The 20150-nt window shown below is 64.3% G+C and carries 17 protein-coding genes and 1 pseudogene; 13 read left to right on the top strand and 5 right to left on the bottom strand.

What is annotated here, in order from left to right; translation table 11 throughout:
* Positions 1 to 2: 2 nt before the first annotated feature.
* Positions 3 to 1382 (top strand): vWA domain-containing protein, encoded by a 1380-nt coding sequence (locus tag HAP41_RS15315; RefSeq protein ID WP_166100267.1) that lies wholly within the window; start codon positions 3 to 5, stop codon positions 1380 to 1382.
* A gap of 25 nt (positions 1383 to 1407) precedes the next feature.
* Here HAP41_RS15315 and HAP41_RS15310 read toward each other — a convergent pair whose 3' ends face one another.
* Positions 1408 to 1590, bottom strand: coding sequence for a hypothetical protein (locus HAP41_RS15310; protein ID WP_028152900.1), 183 nt, complete (start codon positions 1588 to 1590; stop codon positions 1408 to 1410).
* Positions 1591 to 1955: 365 nt separating this feature from the next.
* Between HAP41_RS15310 and HAP41_RS15305 the strand changes: the two genes are divergently transcribed.
* Positions 1956 to 2177, top strand: coding sequence for a hypothetical protein (locus HAP41_RS15305; RefSeq protein WP_166100272.1), 222 nt, complete (start codon positions 1956 to 1958; stop codon positions 2175 to 2177).
* An 86-nt stretch (positions 2178 to 2263) separates the two neighbouring features.
* On the opposite strand, the gene map is transcribed toward HAP41_RS15305, so the two are convergent.
* A complete protein-coding gene (gene map / locus HAP41_RS15300; RefSeq protein WP_166105987.1) occupies positions 2264 to 3016 on the bottom strand; it encodes a type I methionyl aminopeptidase in 753 nt (250 codons plus the stop codon).
* Between the two features lie 181 nt (positions 3017 to 3197).
* Between map and HAP41_RS15295 the strand changes: the two genes are divergently transcribed.
* Positions 3198 to 4517 (top strand): dicarboxylate/amino acid:cation symporter, encoded by a 1320-nt coding sequence (locus HAP41_RS15295; RefSeq protein WP_166100275.1) that lies wholly within the window; start codon positions 3198 to 3200, stop codon positions 4515 to 4517.
* An 8-nt stretch (positions 4518 to 4525) separates the two neighbouring features.
* On the opposite strand, the gene HAP41_RS15290 is transcribed toward HAP41_RS15295, so the two are convergent.
* Complete coding sequence (locus HAP41_RS15290) at positions 4526 to 5899, bottom strand: hypothetical protein (RefSeq protein WP_166105990.1); 1374 nt, start codon at positions 5897 to 5899, stop codon at positions 4526 to 4528.
* A 101-nt stretch (positions 5900 to 6000) separates the two neighbouring features.
* Complete coding sequence (locus HAP41_RS15285; protein ID WP_166100278.1) at positions 6001 to 7275, bottom strand: allantoate amidohydrolase; 1275 nt, start codon at positions 7273 to 7275, stop codon at positions 6001 to 6003.
* Between the two features lie 399 nt (positions 7276 to 7674).
* Between HAP41_RS15285 and HAP41_RS15280 the strand changes: the two genes are divergently transcribed.
* From HAP41_RS15280 to HAP41_RS15255, 6 genes and pseudogenes are all read left to right on the top strand, one after another.
* Positions 7675 to 8784, top strand: a complete 1110-nt coding sequence (locus HAP41_RS15280) for a BMP family ABC transporter substrate-binding protein (RefSeq protein ID WP_166100283.1) — start codon at positions 7675 to 7677, stop codon at positions 8782 to 8784.
* Positions 8781 to 9893 (top strand): ABC transporter permease, encoded by a 1113-nt coding sequence (locus HAP41_RS15275; protein WP_166100286.1) that lies wholly within the window; start codon positions 8781 to 8783, stop codon positions 9891 to 9893. The genes HAP41_RS15280 and HAP41_RS15275 overlap by 4 nt, the downstream gene beginning before the upstream one ends.
* Position 9894: 1 nt before the next feature.
* Positions 9895 to 10821, top strand: a complete 927-nt coding sequence (locus HAP41_RS15270) for an ABC transporter permease (protein ID WP_166100289.1) — start codon at positions 9895 to 9897, stop codon at positions 10819 to 10821.
* A gap of 11 nt (positions 10822 to 10832) precedes the next feature.
* The gene (biuH, locus tag HAP41_RS15265; protein ID WP_166100293.1) at positions 10833 to 11516 is read left to right on the top strand and encodes a biuret amidohydrolase; all 684 of its coding nucleotides are present in this window, start codon (positions 10833 to 10835) and stop codon (positions 11514 to 11516) included.
* Positions 11513 to 13045, top strand: coding sequence for an ABC transporter ATP-binding protein (locus tag HAP41_RS15260; protein WP_166100296.1), 1533 nt, complete (start codon positions 11513 to 11515; stop codon positions 13043 to 13045). The genes biuH and HAP41_RS15260 overlap by 4 nt, the downstream gene beginning before the upstream one ends.
* A gap of 13 nt (positions 13046 to 13058) precedes the next feature.
* Positions 13059 to 13543, top strand: a pseudogene (locus HAP41_RS15255) (nucleoside deaminase).
* Between the two features lie 178 nt (positions 13544 to 13721).
* Here HAP41_RS15255 and HAP41_RS15250 read toward each other — a convergent pair.
* Entirely contained in the window at positions 13722 to 14831 is a 1110-nt protein-coding gene (locus HAP41_RS15250; protein ID WP_166100299.1) for a hypothetical protein, read from the bottom strand.
* A 574-nt stretch (positions 14832 to 15405) separates the two neighbouring features.
* On the opposite strand from HAP41_RS15250, the gene HAP41_RS15245 reads away from it, so the two are divergent.
* The 4 genes from HAP41_RS15245 (at position 15406) to HAP41_RS15230 (ending at position 20066) form a co-directional block, all read left to right on the top strand.
* Positions 15406 to 16932: an ABC transporter ATP-binding protein gene (locus tag HAP41_RS15245; RefSeq protein WP_166100308.1), complete on the top strand. Its 1527-nt coding sequence runs from the start codon at positions 15406 to 15408 to the stop codon at positions 16930 to 16932.
* The gene (locus HAP41_RS15240; RefSeq protein WP_166100311.1) at positions 16916 to 18007 is read left to right on the top strand and encodes an ABC transporter permease; all 1092 of its coding nucleotides are present in this window, start codon (positions 16916 to 16918) and stop codon (positions 18005 to 18007) included. Before HAP41_RS15245 ends, HAP41_RS15240 begins: the two co-directional genes overlap by 17 nt.
* A complete protein-coding gene (locus tag HAP41_RS15235; protein WP_166100315.1) occupies positions 17994 to 18911 on the top strand; it encodes an ABC transporter permease in 918 nt (305 codons plus the stop codon). Before HAP41_RS15240 ends, HAP41_RS15235 begins: the two co-directional genes overlap by 14 nt.
* A gap of 78 nt (positions 18912 to 18989) precedes the next feature.
* Positions 18990 to 20066 (top strand): BMP family ABC transporter substrate-binding protein, encoded by a 1077-nt coding sequence (locus HAP41_RS15230; RefSeq protein WP_063986211.1) that lies wholly within the window; start codon positions 18990 to 18992, stop codon positions 20064 to 20066.
* Positions 20067 to 20150 lie beyond the last annotated feature (84 nt).

Here is a 20150-nt window from a genome sequence, read left to right as displayed (position 1 = left end):
CGATGCGCGAGAACCTTCATCGTTTCTTTCGAGCGGCGCGCGGTGCCGGCGTGCATGTCTCGCCCGCCGAAAGCATCGATGCGATGCGCGCGGTCAAGGAGGTCGGCTTTTCCGACCGGGCCATCCTGCGCGATGCGCTGCTCCTGACGCTCGCCAAGTCGCAGGACGAGAAGCTCGCCCTCGGCGACTGCTTTGATCTCTTCTTCAGCCAACCAGAGCCGCGGCAGGATCAACCCGAGGCCGACGACAACGACGACGCATCGCAGGACGCGGATCAGCCCCCCTCACCCGGCTCGGCCAGTGAAGCAGGCGAAGGCCGGCCTTCCGAAGGATTAGGCCCGCTTGCGCAGATGCTGCTGTCGCAGGATCGCAACGCGATCGCAGCCGCGATCGCCAGCGCTTCCGGCGCGGCTTCGCTGTCCGACATCCGCTATTCGACTCAGCGCGGCATCTTTTCCAGCCGCATCCTCGACGCCATGGGCCTTCAGCGCCTGCGCGACGATCTCGACGCGCTCACCGCGACCAATCCGTCGCTGGCCGAGCGTCTGCGCGGCGCGCTGGACGCGTTGCGCGGAGCAGTCCGCGACACGGTCTCGCAAGGCCTTGCGCTTTATGCCCGCGAAGAGGCCGAAAACCTCCGCAACGAGATCCTGCGCAACGCGCCTCTCGCCCGCATCGAGCGGCGCCAAGTCGCGGAGATGCGCGCGCTCATCCGCCAGATCGCGCGGCGCCTGCGCGAGCGCTACTCGAAGCCGCGCAAGCGCCAGCGCCGCGGCCATCTCGACGTCCGCCGCACACTGCGCCGCAACGCGGCCTGGGGCGGCGTGCCCTTCCTCACCGCGTGGAAGCGCAAGCACCGCGACCGGCCCAAGATCGTCGCAATCTGCGACGTCTCAGGCTCGGTCGCGCAGGTCTCCGATTTCTTCCTGCTCCTGATCCACTCGCTGCACGAGGTGGTCGACGACGTCCACTCCTTCGCCTTCTCCTCGCATCTGATCGAGGTCAGCGAGATCCTGGAGAAGAAGTCGCCCGAAGAGGCGATGGCCGAGATCATGTCCAAGGTCGGCTTCGGCTCATCCGACTACGGCTCCTCTCTCGTCGATTTCGAGAAGGAGTTTATGAGCACGCTGACGCCGCAGACCACGGTGATCGTGCTCGGTGACGCCCGCAGCAACAATCTCGACCCGCGCGCCGACATCCTGCGCCGCATCTCCGAACGCTCGAAGCGCGTGGTCTGGCTCAATCCCGAAGGACGGCTCGCCTGGGGCTTCGGTGATTCCGAGATGCCGCGCTACGCGACCTTCTGCACTGTCGTGCGCCAATGCGCCACCGCACAGCAGCTCGAACGCGCCGTGTCCGACATCGTGGCGACTTATCAGTAGACGGCAATCACGTCCGCTGCTGGCGTCAGGCGGCAGTCAGCTCGGCCTGGACGAGGTTGCACTCCCGAAAGTGATGCGCAATTTCGTCGAGCGCGCGCTGCTCCCATTCCTGGGCCTGCGCGAGCCAGAACGCCCGTCGCTCCGAATCCAGCGCCGCCCGCTCTCGGCAGAGGAACTCCTGACTGCGAATTGCCATCAGCCTGTTCATGCACTCACACTCCTGTCGTGTGAAGCCAATCCCCTGCGAATCAACGTAGCAGAGTCCAGTCAGAGTCCAATCGCCCTCGCTTCACGATTTCTGTGCATATCGCGACGCGCAATGGGACAGTGATGCTTCCCGTGCACTGCGGTAACTCTCGCAGCACGATCAAGCGCACATCATCAATTAGTGATCGGAGACCGGGACGATTTTCGTGCGCGAACGATCTTAACTGTTGTGGCGCAATGAAGTGCGGCAATTCGTGAAGAGAGGTTCTAAACAGCTTACCGAATTCCCGACTCATTGTCGTCGCACGGTGTTCATGCGGCGCCGCTAACAGGGGCTCGCGAACTTGGACTATCGCTTGAGGCAACATGAGCAACGACATCGACTTCGATCTTTCGCCGGACCAATGGGAAGCGCTGAAAGCGCTTCGCAACCCCGTGTCGAATGGTCGCCTCTCGAAGGCCTATCTCGTCGAAGGTCTCGTCAAGCTCGGTCTCGTTGTTGTCAATGACGGCGTACCTTCGATGACGCCGACGGGACGCACGGTGCTGGTGCGCGGATCGTGCCGGCTACTGGATCTCGTGGCGTGACGAGACTGTCCGCGCGCAACAGCTCTGCATGATCGCCTGAAAATTGTCTTTTGCGTTCCCGCTGACGGCGTGTCGCGGGGATGACCTCAACCCGCCAACGTAACGATCAAAGGTCCATTTCGGGTTGCGATAACCGTGTGCTCGTACTGAACGGTTGGCGCCTCGGGGTTGCTGTAGAGCGTCCATGGATCGTCATCACCGTTCTCGGCCCACTCCGCGCCAAGCGACAGGAACGGCTCGACGGTGAACACCAGGCCATCGCTCATGATGCGGCGCTCGGAGCGATCGGGCCATGTCGCGATCTCCGTCGGCTCCTCGTGGAGCGACAAGCCGACACCGTGACTGGCTAGGTTCTTGACGAGCATGTAGCCGTTTTTCCGCGCAAACGTCCCGATGGCCTGGCCGATGCCGGCAATCGGTTTGCCAGCACCGACCTGCCGCAGGCCCGTCCACATCGCCCGCCGACCATCCCTGCAAAGACGTTCGATCGAACGGGTCACGGGCGGAACGGCGAACGAGGCTCCCGTATCGGCAAAGAAGCCGCTCTTCTCGGCCGAGACGTCGATGTTGACGAGGTCGCCACGCTCGATCCGCCGGGCACCCGGGACGCCATGAGCGATCTCTTCGTTCACGCTGATGCAGGTTGCGCCAGGAAAGGCATAGGCCAGTTCCGGCGCCGAACGCGCTCCGGCGGCCTCAAGGAGCTCTCGTCCGATCCGGTCGAATTCCGCGGTGGTCATGCCGGGCTCGAGGGCCTTCCCCATCGCCTCAAGGGCATTGGCGACGATACGCCCGACCTCTTTCAGGCAGATCAGATCGTTCTCATTCGAGATTGTCATATCGAGCTCTTGCGAAAGCCGGGGCATAGCTGTTGCGATGCCGACTTGCAAACGGAAGAGCGCGCACAAGAATCCCCGATTATGCGGCGCCCTGGATGACCTCAAGACCAGGCCGCGACAATCTGGCACGGTTGTTGCTCCTTTTTGACGTCCAAGACGCGTCAAACCGGGGGAGTCCACCATGTCGACCATCACCGCGGCACCTACCGCCGAGCCGAAGCCGCTCTACACCTCGCTGTTCGTCCAGGTCCTCGCCGCGCTGGTGCTTGGCGTCATCCTGGGGATGGCCGTTCCGGACTTCGCCATCGGGCTCAAGATCCTCAGCGACGCCTTCCTGAAGCTGATCTCGATGATCGTGGCCCCGATCGTGTTCTGCGTCGTCGTGCACGGCATTGCCGGCGCCGGCGACCTCAAGAAGGTCGGCCGGGTCGGCGGCAAGGCGCTGGTCTATTTCGAGGTGATGACGACGGTCGCCCTCGTGGTCGGTCTGCTGCTCGCCTATCTCTTCGGTCCCGGCCACGGCATGAACATCGATCCCTCGACGCTCGACGCCAAGGCGCTCAACACCTATGCCGACAACGCGCACAAGCTGTCCGGCGGCGGCATCGGCGCCTTCCTGATGAACGTGATCCCCAGCACCTCCTTCGATGCGCTGTCGCGCAACGACGTGCTCCAGGTGCTGTTCTTCGCGGTCCTGTTCGGTGTTGGCCTTGCGCTCGTCGGCGGCGAGAAGGGCGCGCTGGTCACATCGATCATCGACGCGGCCTCCACCGTGCTGTTTCGGGTCATGGGGCTGATCGTGCGGGTCGCGCCGCTCGGCGTGCTCGGCGCGGTCGCCTATACCGTCGGCAAATACGGCGTCGGCTCGCTGAAGCAGCTCGTCTCGCTGGTGATGCTGTTCTACGTCTCGGTCGGCATCTTCGTGCTGGGCGTGCTCGGCGGCGTGATGGCGCTCGCCGGAATCAACATCCTCAAATTCCTCGCTTACCTGCGCGAAGAGCTGACCATCGTGCTCGCGACCGCATCCTCCGATGCCGTGCTGCCGCAGATCATGAAGAAACTGGAGCGGATGGGCGTGAAGGATTCCGTGGTCGGCCTCGTCATCCCAACCGGCTATTCCTTCAACCTCGACGCTTTCTCGATCTACCTGACGCTCGCCGTCGTCTTCATCGCGCAGGCGACCAACACGCCGCTGTCCTTCGGCGACCTCCTGCTGGTGCTCGGCGTCTCGCTGATCACGTCGAAGGGCGCGCACGGCGTGCCGGGCTCGGCGATCGTGATCCTGGCCGCGACGCTCAACGCGGTGCCGAGCATTCCTGCGATCGGCCTCGTGCTGGTGTTGTCGGTCGATTGGTTCATCGGCATGGCCCGCGCGGTCGGCAACCTCGTCGGCAATTGCGTGGCGACGGTGGTGGTGGCCGCCTGGGAAGGCGATCTCGACCGCGCCAAGGCGGCCAAGGTGCTGGAGGGCGGCGAACTGGTGGACGTGACCGCGGGATAGGCCGCGGATCAATCATTCCACTGGAGGAGCGGCGTTCCATACGCCCTCCTCCAGACCGACAGGAAGCGCGGAAACCAGGAATGCGCCACGGCGCCCTTATAGGCCCAGGTGCGATACTTGAGCCCCTGCTCCGAGATCAGCTCCTGATAGCCGCCATGGACCTCGGTCGCGGTCCGAATGTCCTTCAATATCCCCTGCGCGCAAGCCCGATAGGTATCGCTCCCTGAGGCTTCATCAAAATCCAGCATCCGATCCGCGAATTCGACATTGAATGTCGGCCACGACGAACGCCCCTGATAGGCCGGCGCCGCGATCTTGTGGATCATCTTGTTCCGTGGATTATCCGCGGACACCAGGAAGTGGAACGTGCTGGGGATGCGAAAGCGCGGCTCGGCGATGATCAGATCCGTCGTAGCCGCAAACAGCGCCCGCTCGCTGGCATCGTTCATGTCCCAGAAGCCGCGATGCACGCTGACGAAATCCAGGGCCACCAAGGACACCGGTGCGCCCGCCGGGCCGTCAAGCGAATGCCTGATATAGCCGTCCTTGCCGAACAAACGGAGCAGATCCCTCTTGTACTGCGCAAGGTCGCGACCGAGCAGCCGCTTCAGTTCGTTCTCGTCGACGATCCCGAGCTGCACGCCCCACACGAACGTCGTGTAGACGCAGGCGTTGGTGACGAAGCGCCTGCGCTCGGCCCGCGTATCCGTTGCCGCAGAGCGAGGTCCGCCGGCATCGCACAGCAAATACCTGGTACCGTCAGCGTCAAACGGCTCAAGCTCACTCGCGAGCTGAAGGATCGCGCGCTTCAGGTCGACGCCATATTCGGCCAGCAGCAGGCGGCCGGCATGTGCGCATTGCGACATCGCCAGATAGGATGACGCTCTCTCGTCGGCACCTATCATCTGCTGGAGACCGGCGAGAATGCCGAGCAGCGTGTCCGAGGGCCGCGAGAAATAATTCACGCCGAGATACCGCCCGCGTCCCGCAGGAACGATGGTCGTCGTGACCACGTCGGCGCGAACCGCCTCCAGCAGGAGGCGAACGCTCTTTTCGAGCAGGCGCGCCCGGCGCACTGCGTCCTGCGCATCCATGATGGTTTCGGGATCGAGAACGTCGGGATAAAACCAGGCGAAGTCGCGCGGGTAATAGGCGGAGGCGTGCGGCGCTCCCGTGACGAGGAAGGCCTCGGTCACCGAAAAGGCACTGTCCATCGAGTGCCGGTAGAGGTCCTCGATGTCCGACAACGCATGATGCGATTGTCTCAGGAAGCGATCACCGAGAAAATTGACCGCCTGAAGCGCGTTGGCGACGAAGGTCGCAGCCATCCCCTGGTAGAACCGGTTCTCACGATGTGATGGAAGAGAGATGTCGCTGTTCATATGCGTCAATCGGCTGATGTCTCGTGACCCCGTGATGGCGGCCACCATTTTAAACATGACTGATTCGTATCTCTACCCGGTGACTTGCGGGCTTCGGGCTATCAGGTCGCGCCGGCACGGCCCTCCTGCGGCCTGAAATTCTCGATCACCCGCAGCAGCACGCGCGCGCCGGCATCGGCATCGGCGAGCTCGACGTGCTCGTCCGGGTGGTGGCTGATGCCGCCGCGGCAGCGGACGAAGATCATGCCGACATCGGCGATATCGATCATCGCCATGCCGTCGTGCCCTGCCCCGCTCGGCAGCTCGAACACCGACGCGCCTTCGGCAGCGATCGCCTGCGCGATCTGATCCTTCAGCCAGGGTGCGCAAGGCGCGGTGCGGTTCTCGTGCGTGACGTCGAGCTGAAGCGCCAATTGCCGGCGCTTGGCGACGGCCTCGATCTGCCGGACGACGTCGGCGACCGCGCGCTTGCGATGCATGTCCGTCGGTGCCCGCATGTCGATGGTGAACGACACTTCGCCCGGGATGACATTGGTCGCGCCGGGCCTCGCCTGGATATAGCCGACGGTGCCGACCAGCCCGTCCGCGTCGGTACGGCAAAACTGCTCGATCGCGCCGATGCATTCGGCCGCGCCGGCGAGCGCATCACGGCGCAGCGCCATCGGCACGGTGCCGGCGTGACCGGCCATGCCGGTCAGCCGCGCAGCGAGCCGTGTCGCGCCCGCAATCGCAGTGACGACACCGACGGGCAGGTTCTGGGCTTCCAGCACCGGGCCCTGCTCGATGTGCAATTCGAGATAGGCGAGCAGTTCGCGCCGGGCCCGCGCAGCCGCGCCGATTAGATCGGGATCGAGGCCGAACGCGACGAGCGCATCGCGCATCGACACGCCGTCGCGGTCGCGCGTGTTCAGGACGCTCTCGTCGAAGGTGCCAGCCACCGCCCGGCTTCCGAGCAGCGTCGAAGCGAAACGTACCCCCTCTTCATCGGCAAAGCCGATCACCTCGATCGCGAACGGCAGGCGCTTGCCGCGGCGATTGAGATCGGCGACGCAGGCGACCGCCGTGATCACCCCCAGCGGCCCGTCCCATTTGCCGGCATCGCGCACCGTGTCGTAGTGCGAGCCGAGCATCAGGCAGGGCGCCCCCAACTGCTCGCCTTCGTAGCGTCCGCAGACATTCCCGATCGCATCGAGATGCGCGCTCATGCCGGCTTCGCGCATCCAGCCCAGGATGAGGTCAGCGGCCTTGCGCAGTTCGTTGGTGAGGTAGATGCGGGTGAGCTTGTCGCCGTCTTCCGAGATCGCGGCGAGCTCGTCGATCCGTCGCACGATCTCCTCGCCGAGCGATGCATTCTGAACGGCGTTACCAGCAACCATCTCGACGAGCTTCCCGTCTCTTGGGACCGCGGCGGCGGTCCTGGCGGCGATCGATACAAGTTCGGTGCCAGCAAAAAATCACGACCGCGGTCCCGATCCGCGCGTGGGTAGCATGAATGCGGGTTGCCGGCAGTTCGTAGCTCCCGCCATGCACACACGCGACCTGGCCTGGCTGCTTAACTCAATTGCATACAATTGATATATTTTGCTCAACAATTAATCTGCCGGCGTACTCGGCAGGATTCTGAGAATTTATAAATACGATACTTTTCAATAACTTCAGATCAATTGACCACTCCGTGGCCTCTGGCACGAAGCTTGCGACATCTTATCCCCAGGCTCCGCCAGACCGGCGCGGCCGCGAGATTAAGGCGGGACATCCGCCAAGGGGAGCGAGCAATGGATTTCGGCAAGATTTCACGACGTCATTTGTTGCAGGGCGGCGCGGCCCTGACCCTCGGTGCGGCAGCGGGCGTCCGTCCCGCCTTCGCGGCCGATACCACCATCGGCTTCATCTATGTCGGCTCGCGCGACGACTACGGCTACAACCAGGCGCATGCGCAGGGCGCGGCGGCACTGAAGAAAATTCCGGGGCTGAAGGTCGTCGAGGAAGAGAAGGTGCCGGAGACCGACGCGGTCGAGAAGACGATCGAGTCCATGATCAACCTCGACGGCGCCACCCTGCTCTCCCCGACCTCGTTCGGCTACTACAACCCGCACATGATCAAGATGGCCACCAAGTTCCCGAAGCTGCGCTTCGAGCACTGCGGCGGCCTGTGGAGCGACAAGGATCCAAAGAACGCCGGCAGCTATTTTGGCTATATCGACGAGGCCCAGTACATTTCGGGCATCGTCGCCGGCTACACCTCCAAGAGCGGCAAGCTCGGCATCGTTGCCGCCAAGCCGATCCCGCAAGTGCTGCGCAACATCAACGCCTTCGCGCTCGGCGCCAGGCTCGCCAATCCCAAGGCCACCACCCAGGTTATTTTCACCGGCGATTGGTCGATGCCGGTCAAGGAGGCCGAAGCCACCAACAGCCTGATCGATCAGGGTGTCGACGTGCTCACCTGCCACGTCGACGGTCCGAAGACCATGGTCGAGAACGCGGCACGCCGCGGCGCCTTCGTCTGCGGCTATCACACCAACCAGTCGCCGCTGGCGCCGAAGGCGTATCTCACCGGCGCCGAGTGGAATTGGGAAGCGCTCTATCCGAAGTTCGTCAAGATGATCGCCGCCGGCGAAAACATCCCGAACTTCTATCGCGGCGGACTCAAGGAAGAGATCGTCAAGACCTCGCCCTACGGTGAGGCAGTCTCCGCCGAAGCGCGCAAGCATGCCGACGAGGTCAAGGCCAAATTCCTGTCGGCGGAGGGCTATGCCATCTTCAAGGGCGGGCTGGTCGACAAGGGCAAGACGGTGATCGCGGCCGGCACCGATCGCGGCCAGAAGGATCCCGAGCTGGAGAAGATGGACTACTTGGTCGAAGGCGTGATCGGAGCGACTTCGTGACAACGGAAGCCGCGGATTCCACTGAAGCGGCCGGGACAATTGCCCCGGCCGCCGGTCCCGGCTTCCTTCAGCGCCACGGCGCGACAATCGAATACGTCCTGATCCCAGGCGCGGCGCTGGCCGGCGCGCTCGTGGTCTTCGGCATCTTCGTCGCGATGTTCGGCAAGAACCCGCTCGACCTCTATTTCTACATGTACTACGGCGCTTTCGGCACCTGGTTCTCCTGGCAAAACACGCTGACGCGTGCCGCGCCGCTGATCCTCACAGCGCTCTGCACCGCACTGCCGGCACAGCTCGGCATGGTCATCATCGGCGGCGAAGGCGCGCTCCTGATCGGCGCGCTGTCGGCGACCAGCGCCGCGCTGGCGCTTCAGGGCATGCCGCCGCTCGTCGTGCAAATTGCCATGGTCATCGGCGGCGTGATCGGCGGCGGTCTGTGGATCATGCTGTCGGGCGGCTTGCGGCAGTATCGCGGCGTCAACGAGACCATCTCGAGCCTGCTGCTCGTCTACATCGCGCTTGCGATCCTCAACCATCTTGTTGAGGGGCTGATGCGCGATCCCGCCAGCCTCAACAAGCCGTCCACGCGCGAGATCGGCGCCGCCAACATGATCGGCAGCATTCCCGGCACCGACGTGCATTGGGGCCTCGTCTTCGGCCTGATCGCCACGATCGCCGCCTACATCCTGATCTATCACACCGTGTTCGGCTTCGCCGCGCGGGTCGCCGGCGGCAACATCCGCGCCGCAAAGATCGTCGGTCTCGGCGTCAGCAAGCTGATCCTGACCGTCTGCTTCCTCGCCGGCGGCGCCGCGGGCCTTGCCGGCATGGTCGAGGTTGCCGCCGTGCAGGGGCGCACCAACGCCAACCTTGCGGCGGGCTACGGCTTCACCGGCATTCTCGTCGCCTTCCTCGCCCGGCAGAATCCGCTCGCGATCATTCCCGTCGCGATCCTGCTCGGCGGCATCAGCGCCAGCGGCGGCCTGCTGCAGCGCCGTCTCGGATTGCCCGACGCATCCGTTCTGGTGCTTCAAGGCATCATCTTCGTCTTCGTGCTGGCCAGCGATGCGCTCTACGGCCGCATTGGATTTTTGAAGGGAAAATCCTGAGATGGCAGACGGATCGATCGGCCTCTGGACTGTTCCCCTCGCCGTGCTCGGCGGCGCCATCCGCGTCTCCACGCCATTCCTGTTCGTGAGCCTGGGCGAATGCATCACCGAGCGCTCCGGCCGCATCAATCTCGGCCTTGAGGGCACGCTGGTGATGGGCGCGATGAGCGCCTACGGCATCTCCTATCTCACGGGATCGCCCTGGCTTGGCGTGCTCGCCGCCGGCATCACTGGTGCGTTGCTGGGCGCATTGCACGCCGGCATCTGCTCGCTGCCCCGCGTCAACGATATCGCGGTCGGCATCGCGCTGATGCTGTTCGGCACCGGCCTTGCCTTCTATCTCGGCAAGCCGCTGATCGAGCCCACTGCGCCGCGCCTGCCCGCGATCGATTTTGGCTGGTGGAGCGACATCCCACAGGTCCGCGCCGCGCTACGCGTCAACGTCCTGTTCCTGATCGGCGTCGCGCTCGCGCCGATCCTCTATTGGGCCTTCCGCACCACGCGCTGGGGCCTTTTGATCCGCACCGCCGGCGAGAGTTCTGACGCCGCGCGTGCGATGGGCCATTCCGCGCTGCTGATCCGCCTGCGCGCCACCATGGTCGGAGGCTTCCTCGCCGGCATCGGCGGCTCCTTCCTGTCGCTGTTTTATCCCGGAAGTTGGAACGAGGGCCTCTCCTCCGGCCAGGGCATCACGGCCGTGGCCCTCGTGATCTTCGCGCGCTGGGATCCTCTGCTCTGCCTGTGGGCCTCGCTCGCCTTCGGCGGTGCCGCGGCCCTGGGCCCTGCACTGCAATCGGTCGGCGTCACCTCCGGCTACCACCTCTTCAACGCCGCCCCCTACATCCTGACGCTGGCGATCATGATCATCACCTGCTCGCCGAAACGCACGCTGACCGGAGCCCCGGCCGAATTGTCGATCACCCGCTAGAGAGCGAAATCATGCCCGAGCGCTATCTCAAGTCCGAGCCCTACGCCTGGCCCTACAATGGCGATCTCCGTCCCGAAAACACCGCGCTCATCATCATCGACATGCAGACCGATTTCTGCGGTGTCGGCGGCTATGTCGACAAGATGGGCTATGACCTCTCGCTGACGCGGGCGCCGATCGAGCCGATCAAGAAGCTGCTCGCGGCCATGCGCGCCCAAGGCTTCCACATCATCCATACTCGCGAGGGCCATCGCCCCGATCTCTCCGACCTTCCCGCCAACAAGCGCTGGCGCTCGCGCCAGATCGGCGCCGGCATCGGCGACCCCGGCCCTTGCGGACGTATTCTCGTTCGCGGCGAGCCCGGCTGGGACATCATCCCGGAGCTGGCGCCGCTGTCAGGCGAGCCCATCATCGACAAGCCCGGCAAGGGCTCGTTCTGCGCCACCGACCTGGAGCTGATCCTGCGCGTGCGCGGCATCGAGAATATCGTGCTGACCGGCATCACGACCGACGTCTGCGTTCACACCACCATGCGCGAGGCCAACGACCGCGGCTTCGAATGCGTCCTGCTGCACGATTGCTGCGGCGCGACCGACAAGAGCAACCACGACCATGCACTGAAGATGATCAAGATGCAGGGCGGCGTGTTCGGCGCTGTCTCGACGTCGGACGCCTTCATCGGAGCTATTTCGTGATCATCGGCGAAACGCCGCCGCCAGCGGGCGCCTTCGGCGTCGACGCCATCGCCATGACCATGCGCTTCGGTGACTTCCTCGCGCTCGACAATGTCGAGCTGAAGGTACGGCCGGGCTCGTTCCACGCGCTCCTTGGCGAGAACGGCGCCGGCAAGTCGACGCTCGTCAAATGCATCATCGGCTATTACCACGCGACCGAAGGCGACATCCTCGTCGGCGGCCGCGAGCAGGCGATCGCAAATCCAAAGGATGCCCACGCGCTCGGCCTCGGCATGGTCTACCAGCATTTCACCCTGGTGCCGGCCATGACGGTCGCCGAAAACCTCGTGCTGGCCCGCGACGATGTGCCGGCCGTGGTGAACTGGTCGAAGGAGATGAAGGAGCTCGAGGCTTTTCTGGCGCGGATGCCGTTCAAGGTGCCGCTCGGCGCCAAGGTCTCCGACATCTCCGCCGGGGAGCGGCAGAAATGCGAGATCCTCAAGCAGCTCTATCTGAAGCGCCGCTTCCTGATCCTGGACGAGCCGACCTCGGTGCTGACGCCGGCGGAGGCCGACGAAGTTCTTGGCATGCTCCGCGACATGGTCGTCAAGGGCGAGCTGACCATCCTGATGATCACGCACAAATTCCGCGAGGTCATGGCCTTCGCCGACGACGTCACGATCCTGCGCCGCGGCAAGCTCGCAGGTGCCGGCAAGGTTTCCGAACTCACACCGGATGCGATGGCGCGAACCATGATCGGCGCCGAAGAACTGACCGTGCAGCCGCCGCGCACCGGCGAAGCCGGCAAGGCGCGTTTGGAGCTGGAAAAGCTCCGCGCGCTCGACGATGCCGGCGCCATGGCCGTCCATGACGTCTCGCTCACCGTGCGCGCCGGCGAGATCGTCGGCATCGCTGGCGTCTCCGGCAACGGCCAGCGTCAGCTTGTCGAGGTGCTGGCCGGCCAGCGCGAAGCCGAGAGCGGCGAGATCCGCGTCGCAGGCGATCCCTATCACGCCAGCCGCGAAGAGATGCGCCGCCACAAGATGTCGCTGCTGCCCGAGGAGCCGCTGAAGAACGCCTGCGTCGGCGGCATGAGCGTCGCCGACAACATCGCCTTCCGCGAATTCGACCGCGCGCCCTTCGCAAGCCTCGGCTGGTGGCTCAACCGCGGCGCCTTCCGGGACGATGCGAAGAAGAAGATCGCCCAGTACAAGATCAAGACCCGCACGCCCGATACGCCGATCGCGGCGCTGTCGGGCGGCAACGTCCAGCGCGCCGTGCTGGCGCGCGAGCTTGGCGGCAACGTCGAGGTGCTGATCGCGGCCAATCCCTGCTTCGGCCTCGACTTCGCGGCGGTGGCGCAGATCCACGCCGAGATCATGGCCGCCCGCAACCGTGGCGCCGCCGTGCTGCTCGTCAGCGAAGACCTCGACGAATTGCTCGAACTCTCCGATCGGCTGGTGGTGATGTTCCACGGCGAATTCGTGTATGAAGCACGAACCAGCGAAGCCGATCTGACCGTGGTCGGTCGGCATATGGCGGGGCATTGACCAAGGAAGAGCGATGAGCGGCGGATCCGAGCGCGACGAGCACTTCCTCCGCCTGTCCTTCACGGTCGCGCGCCGCTCCCTCACCCATGGCAACCATCCGTTCGGCTGCGTCGTCGTTGATGCCGATGGCAAGGTGCTGATCGAGACCGAGAACGGCTACATGCCCGACCACGACGGCACTGCGCATGCCGAGCGCCTGGCGGCCACGCAGGCCTGCCGTACGCTCAGCCGCGAGGTGCTGGCGACATCCACGCTCTATTCCTCCGCAGAACCCTGCGCGATGTGCGCCGGTGCGATCTACTGGGTCGGCATCGGCCGCGTGGTTTACGGCCCAGCGAGCACCGCCTGCGCGGCGTCACCGGCAACCATCCGGAGAACCCGACGCTCGACCTGCCCTGTCGCGAGGTCTTTGCCAGCGGCCAGCGATCGACGGAAGTCGTCGGGCCGCTGCTTGAGGACGAGGCCGAGGCGCTGCACGACGGCGTGTGGACCAAGTAGCGAGCTCAACAACTCGACTTCGTAGGGTGGGCAAAGCGAAGCGTGCCCACCGATAACTAACTATCTGGGAAGATGGTGGCCACGGCGCATTGCGCCTTTGCCCACCCTACGCTCGGAAACGCTAATAACGCCGCGCATTCCTGCGCGGCGTTATTCAAACCTGGAGACATTCAGTCGATCAGAACTTCACAGTGACGCCACCGTACACCGTGGACTCGGTGCAGCTGTTGGTGCTCTGGCCGGTCGCGGCGACCGTGCAGACGCCGGGCATGGCGTTGTGGTCGAGGCCGAACTTGTTCTGCCAGTAGCGATAGGCAACCCAGAGATCGACGAAGTGCGAGTACTTGTCACCCCAGGCGGCCTTCGAAGCGTCGAAGGTCAGACGGATCGGTTCGCTGTTCAACTCGACCTTGGAAGCAGTAGAGAACCGGCCAGGGCCGGAGAGCGCGGGAAGGCCGTTCGAGTCGCCCTTCGCTCCGTACCAGCCGGCGCGGCCGCTGATCGACCAGAACTGCATGTTCGGCGGCAGGAAGCCGAGGTCCATGTAGTAGTTGATTTCGACGGCCCAGGTCGGGTTGTAGCTGACATTGCCATCGGAGTTACAGCTCACACCCGGGAGGGGGCCAGCAAAACCGCTGCCGCACTGAGTGAAGGCGTTGTGGTTGGAGAACTCCCAGTACATCAAGGGCGCGACGTTGATGTAGCCCTTGTAAGGAAGGTCGAAGGCGAACTGGAGACCGGCAACGACGTCCCGCTTCGCGGGCGCCAAGAAGGTGTTCTCGGAATTGCCATCCATACCGACTTCAAACGAAATGTTCTGCAGCGGCCCCATGGTGAAGGCCTTGGTGTTGAAGAGCTGGTTCCAGCCGAAGGTCGAGCGGAACAGGGCGTAGATCTCGGTCGCGCCGGCGCAGTCGGCTGCACCGAAGGAGGAAGACAGACCAGGTGCGATACAGGGCGAAGCAGGGTCGTTATGACCCGACTTGAACATCGAGATGGTGAAGAAGTTGGTGCCGTAGGCCCAGAGGTCGAAGTGCGTGAACGAATAGACCTGCTTGGCGGTCGTACCGTTGATGCTGCCGTTCGGATTGACGCTCCACATGCCGGGGTCAGTGCCCTTGGGCATCCAGGAGAACGTGACGCGGTTGTCGATCACCAGGAAGAACGGGACGTCCGACGCTTTCTTGGCAGCCTTGACCGGCAGGTCCGCTGCCTCAGCCAGCCCACCGGTAGCGAGTGTAGCAATCGACAGCGCCGCGGCTGCGATTGCCTTGAAACCAAACGACATCCTGAATACCCCCAAGTTTGGACACGTAAAAATGAACGCCCCTTGGGTGCGACACTTGCGCCGATCTCCCGGAGTGAGAAGCCTCAACTTTTTTCAAGGCATGCCGCTTGTTTCGGCAGGAGGCGGCCTTTCAACCCAGGAATTCGAGGATTTTTTCCGTTTCGCTGCTGCGTGCGTGCGGTGACGCGATGCCGAAGATTCCCGTTTGATTTCATTTGTCTTTTGTGGCGGCGCAAGAATGCAGACACAATTGACGATAGCGACCGTTGGCCTGGTCGGGAATTGCATACGCGTGCCGGCGCGACTTTGCTCAACTTCACGTCAGGCCTGCACAGCGGGTTCCGATTTGGTTTGAGCCGTCACAAATTTGCAACAGGCGTCTCTCGCAGGAGGCCGCCGCAATGGCTCTCCCTGATGTCGGCTGGAGACGATCATCGACTGACAAGGGCCGCGACTCGCGACACAGACCGCCTGCCGAAGCGTTGAGCAAGGGATGACGCTTTTTCACATCTTACGCGACGGTTCAAACTAGCCCACAATTGAGGCACTTCACCCCGTGCCAGCGCATCAGCGAATGTTAGATCTGACGTCCAACGACCTGCATTCCGGCGAGCCCCCTCTGCTTCAGACGATCGGGCTCACCAAGCGCTATGGTGATTTCCTCGCCAACGATTCCATCGACATTGGTATCTGGCCCAAGGAAATCCACGCTCTGCTCGGCGAGAACGGCGCCGGCAAGTCGACGCTGGTCAAGGCGATCTACGGGCTGATCCAGCCCAGCGCCGGCGAGATTCGCTGGCAGGGCGAACGAATCGTGCTGTCGGGTCCGTCGGAAGCGCGCAGCCGCGGCATCGGCATGGTGTTCCAGCATTTCTCGCTGTTCGACAATCTCACGGTTGCCGAGAACGTCGCGCTCGGCCTCGACGGCAGGGAATCCTTCAAGGACATGTCGGCGCGGCTGGAGCAGGTCTCGAAGACCTACGGCCTTCCGCTCGATCCCCGGCGCGAGGTCTGGCAACTCTCGGTCGGCGAGCGCCAGCGCATCGAGATCGTCCGCGCGCTGATGCAGGATCCGAAATTCCTGATCCTGGACGAGCCCACCGCGGTGCTGACGCCGCAGGAGGCCGACCAGCTCTTCATCGTGCTGGAACGCCTCAAGGCCGAAGGCCGCGCCATCCTCTACATCAGCCACAAGCTGGAGGAGGTGAAGCGGCTCTGCGACACGGCCACGATCCTGCGCGGCGGCAAGAAGGTCGAGACCTGCAATCCCCGGCTCGAGACCGCGGCCTCGCTCGCGCGGATGATGGTCGGCGGCGAGATCAGGGAAGTGAGAGCACCGGCAGGCCGGAAGACCACCGTGCCGCGGCTCGTCGTCAACGACCTTTCACTCGCGCCGAGCGAGGCGCATGGCGTGCGGCTCGAGCACATCTCGTTCGAGCTGAAGGGCGGCGAGATCCTCGGCATCGCCGGCGTCGCCGGCAATGGCCAGGACGAGTTGTTCGCCGCGCTCTCCGGCGAACGCCTGTCGAACGACCCCGGCACCGTCGTGATCGAAGGCATCGCCGCCGGCCACCTCTCGATCACGCAGCGCCGCAAGCTGGGCGCGGCCTTCGTCCCGGAGGAACGGCTCGGCCACGGCACCGCGCCGCGCATGAAGCTGTCGGAGAACGCGCTGCTGACCGGGCACGCCGCCAGCGGCATGGTCCATCACGGCTTCATCGACACCGCGGCGACACTAAAGACCGTGGACCGTGCGACCGAAACGTTCGACGTCCGCAAGGCCAAGCGGGATCCGGAAGCGGCGAGCCTGTCCGGCGGCAATTTGCAAAAGTTCATCGTCGGCCGCGAGATCCTGCGCAACCCCGCGGTGCTGGTGGTGAGCCAGCCGACCTGGGGCGTCGATGCCGGCGCCGCCGCCGTGCTCGTCACCAGCCAGGATCTCGACGAGCTCGCGGAGATCGCCGATCGGATCGCCGTGATGTTCCACGGCCGGCTGTCGGCGCCGCTTGCAACAAGCGAAGCCACGCGCGAAAAACTCGGCCTGTTGATGGGGGGCAGCAGCCTGGAGCCGAAGGAGGCCGCGCATGCAGTTGGTGCTTGAGAAGCGCGTCGAGCGTTCCAACACGATCGCGCTGGTCTCGCCGCTGATCGCGATCGGCCTCACGATCGTGACCATGATCATCCTGTTCGCGATCCTCGGCAAGAATCCGCTGCTCGCGCTGCACGCCTACTTCATCGCGCCGTTGACCGACGGCTATTCGCTGCAGGAGATCGCGGTTAAGGCGACGCCGCTGGTGATGATCGCGATCGGGTTGTCGCTCTGCTATCTCGCCAATGCCTGGAACATCGGCGCCGAAGGGCAATTCCTGATCGGCGCGGTGGCCGGAAGCTGGATCGCGGTGAAGACGCAGGGCACCGATGCCGGGGCCTGGGTGCTGCCGGCGATGCTCGTGCTCGCCGCCGCCGCAGGTGCGCTCTATGCGCTGATCCCGGCGATCTGCAAGGTGAAGTTCGGCGCCAGCGAAATCCTGACCAGCCTGATGCTGGTCTATGTCGCCGACCTCTTCCTCGACTATCTCGTGCGCGGGCCCTGGCGCGATCCGCACGGCTTCAACTTCCCGACCACAGCGGAATTTGATCCGGTGGCAACGGTGCCGCTGCTGATCGAAGGCGGCCGGCTGCATCTCGGCTCGATCATTGCCCTGCTCGTCGTCGCGGCCGCCGCGATCCTGCTCGGCCGCACCATCAAGGGCTTTGAGATTCGCGTGGTCGGCGCGGCGCCACGCGCCGCACGGTTCGGCGGCTTCAACGCCAACCAGTTGGTCATCCTGACTTTCGCTGTGTCGGGCGCGCTCGCCGGACTCGCCGGCATCATCGAGGTCGCGGGTCCGGTCGGGCATCTCCAGCCCGGCATCTCGCCCGGCTACGGCTTCACCGCGATCATCGTCGCCTTCCTCGGCCGGCTGAACCCGCTTGGAATACTAATTGCAGGCCTTTTTCTCGCATTGACCTTTATCGGCGGCGAGCAGGCGCAGATCGCGATGAAGATCCCGTTGGACGTCACCAAGGTTTTCCAGGGCATCCTGCTATTCTACGTCCTCGGCTGCGATTCGCTTATTCTCTATCGCTTCAAGCTGGTTTTCCCGAACCGACAGGTGGCCCGTGGAACTGGTTGAAGCCATCATCCTCGCGGTGCTCGCCGCCTCGACGCCGCTGCTGATCGCGGCGACCGGCGAGCTCGTGACCGAGCGCTCGGGCGTGCTCAATCTCGGCGTCGAGGGCATGATGATCGTCGGCGCGGCTTGCGGCTTTGCCGGCGCGTGGCTGACCGGATCGATCTTCATCGGCGCGCTGTTCGGCATCGTCGCGGGCACGCTGATGTCGCTGGTGTTCGCGCTGATGACGCTCGGGCTCGCCGTCAACCAGGTTGCAACGGGTCTCGCGCTGACCATCCTCGGCGTCGGCCTGTCCGGCCTGATCGGCGCCGGCTTCGTCGGCGAGCGCATCACGCCCGCGATGCACCTCTATATTCCCGGCCTCACGGACATGCCGCTGATTGGCCGGGTGCTGTTCGGCGAGGACGCCTTCGTCTATTTCTCCATCGCGCTCGTCGTCGGCGTCTGGAGGTTCCTGTACCGCACGCGGGCGGGGTTGATCTTGCGCGCCTGCGGCGACAACCATGTCTCCGCGCATGCGCTCGGCTATCCCGTGCTGCGCATCCGCACCTTCGCCGTGATGTTCGGCGGCGCCTGCGCAGGCCTTGCCGGCGCCTATCTGCCGCTCGCCTACACGCCGTTCTTCATTCCCGGCATGACCGCGGGCCGCGGCTGGATCGCGCTGGCACTGGTCGTGTTTTCGTCCTGGCGGCCGGGCCGGCTCGTGGTCGGCGCCCACCTGTTCGGCGCGGTGACGATCCTGCAACTGCACGCGCAGGGCTGGGGCGTCGGCATTCCCTCGCAGTTCATGTCGGCGCTGCCTTACCTCGCAACCGTCATCGTTCTGGTCCTGCTCTCACGCGCGCGCACCGGCGGCTCGACCGCGCCGGCCGCGCTCGGCACCGTGTTCGTGCCGGACCGCTAGCGTTTCATTTCCGCGGCGGGCGCGATGGGGCGCGCACGTTGCGGATCGTGGCTGTCCCCTGATGTTTGGAGATTGATGATGAGGAAATCACTTCTTGCGCTGGCTGCCGGGCTTTTGCTTGCCGGAAGCGTCAGCGCAGCCTCCGCCGCCGACAAGCTGAAAGTCGGCTTCATCTATCTGGGTCCGATCGGAGACTTGGGCTGGACATACCAGCACGACCTCGCGCGCCAAGCCCTGGTGAAGGAGCTGGGGGACAAGATCGAGACCACCTATCTCGAGAACGTGCCGGAAGGTCCCGACGCCGAGCGCTCCATCGAGCAGCTCGTCCGCGCCGGCAACAAACTGATCTTCACGACCTCGTTCGGCTACATGGACCCGACGCTGAAAGTCGCCAAGAAATATCCGAACGTGCATTTCGAGCACGCCACTGGCTACAAGCGCAACCCGAACATGTCGACCTACTCGGCCAAATGGTGGCAGGGCCGCTACATCCAGGGCCTGATCGCGGCCAAGATGTCGAAGTCCGGCGTGCTCGGCTATATCGGCTCGTTCCCGATTCCGGAGGTCGTCTCCGGCATCAACGCGACGATCCTCGCGGCGCAGACCATCAATCCGAACATCAAGGTCAAGATCATCTGGGCCAACACCTGGTTCGACCCGGGCAAGGAGGCCGACGCCGCCAAGGCGCTGATCGACCAGGGCGCCGACGTGATCATGCAGCACACGGATTCGCCGGCGGCGATGCAGATTGCCAGCGAACGCGGCAAGCTCGCTTTCGGCCAGGATTCCGAGATGATCAAGTTCGGGCCGAAGACCCAGCTCACCTCGATCCTGGACACCTGGGGCCCTTACTACATCGAGCGCGTCAAGGCCGAGCTCGCCGGCACCTGGAAGTCCGAGGACAGCTGGGGTGGCCTCGACAGCCATATGTTCGCGATGGCGCCCTACACCAACATGCCTGACGACGTGAAGAAGCTCGCCGAGGATGCCCAGGCCGCGATCACAGCGGGCAAGCTGCATCCATTCAAGTGCCCGGTCGTTGGGCAGGACGGCAAGCCGGTCGAGTGCAAAGGTGGCGATCACCTCGATGACGGCCAGATCCTCGGCATGAATTTCTACGTCAAGGGCATCGACGACAAGCTTCCGGGCAAGTAGCACGCTTCTTGCATTGCCTAGATCACCTGCTCCTCCCGGAGGAGGTTCGGAGGGGGGGCCAGAAGCACCCGGCACTTGTGGTCG

It is taken from the genome of Bradyrhizobium barranii subsp. apii, assembly GCF_011516635.5.
Taxonomy (GTDB): domain Bacteria; phylum Pseudomonadota; class Alphaproteobacteria; order Rhizobiales; family Xanthobacteraceae; genus Bradyrhizobium; species Bradyrhizobium barranii.
Note: the sequence above shows the minus strand (reverse complement) of the source record. Positions and strands in the feature narration are given on the sequence as shown.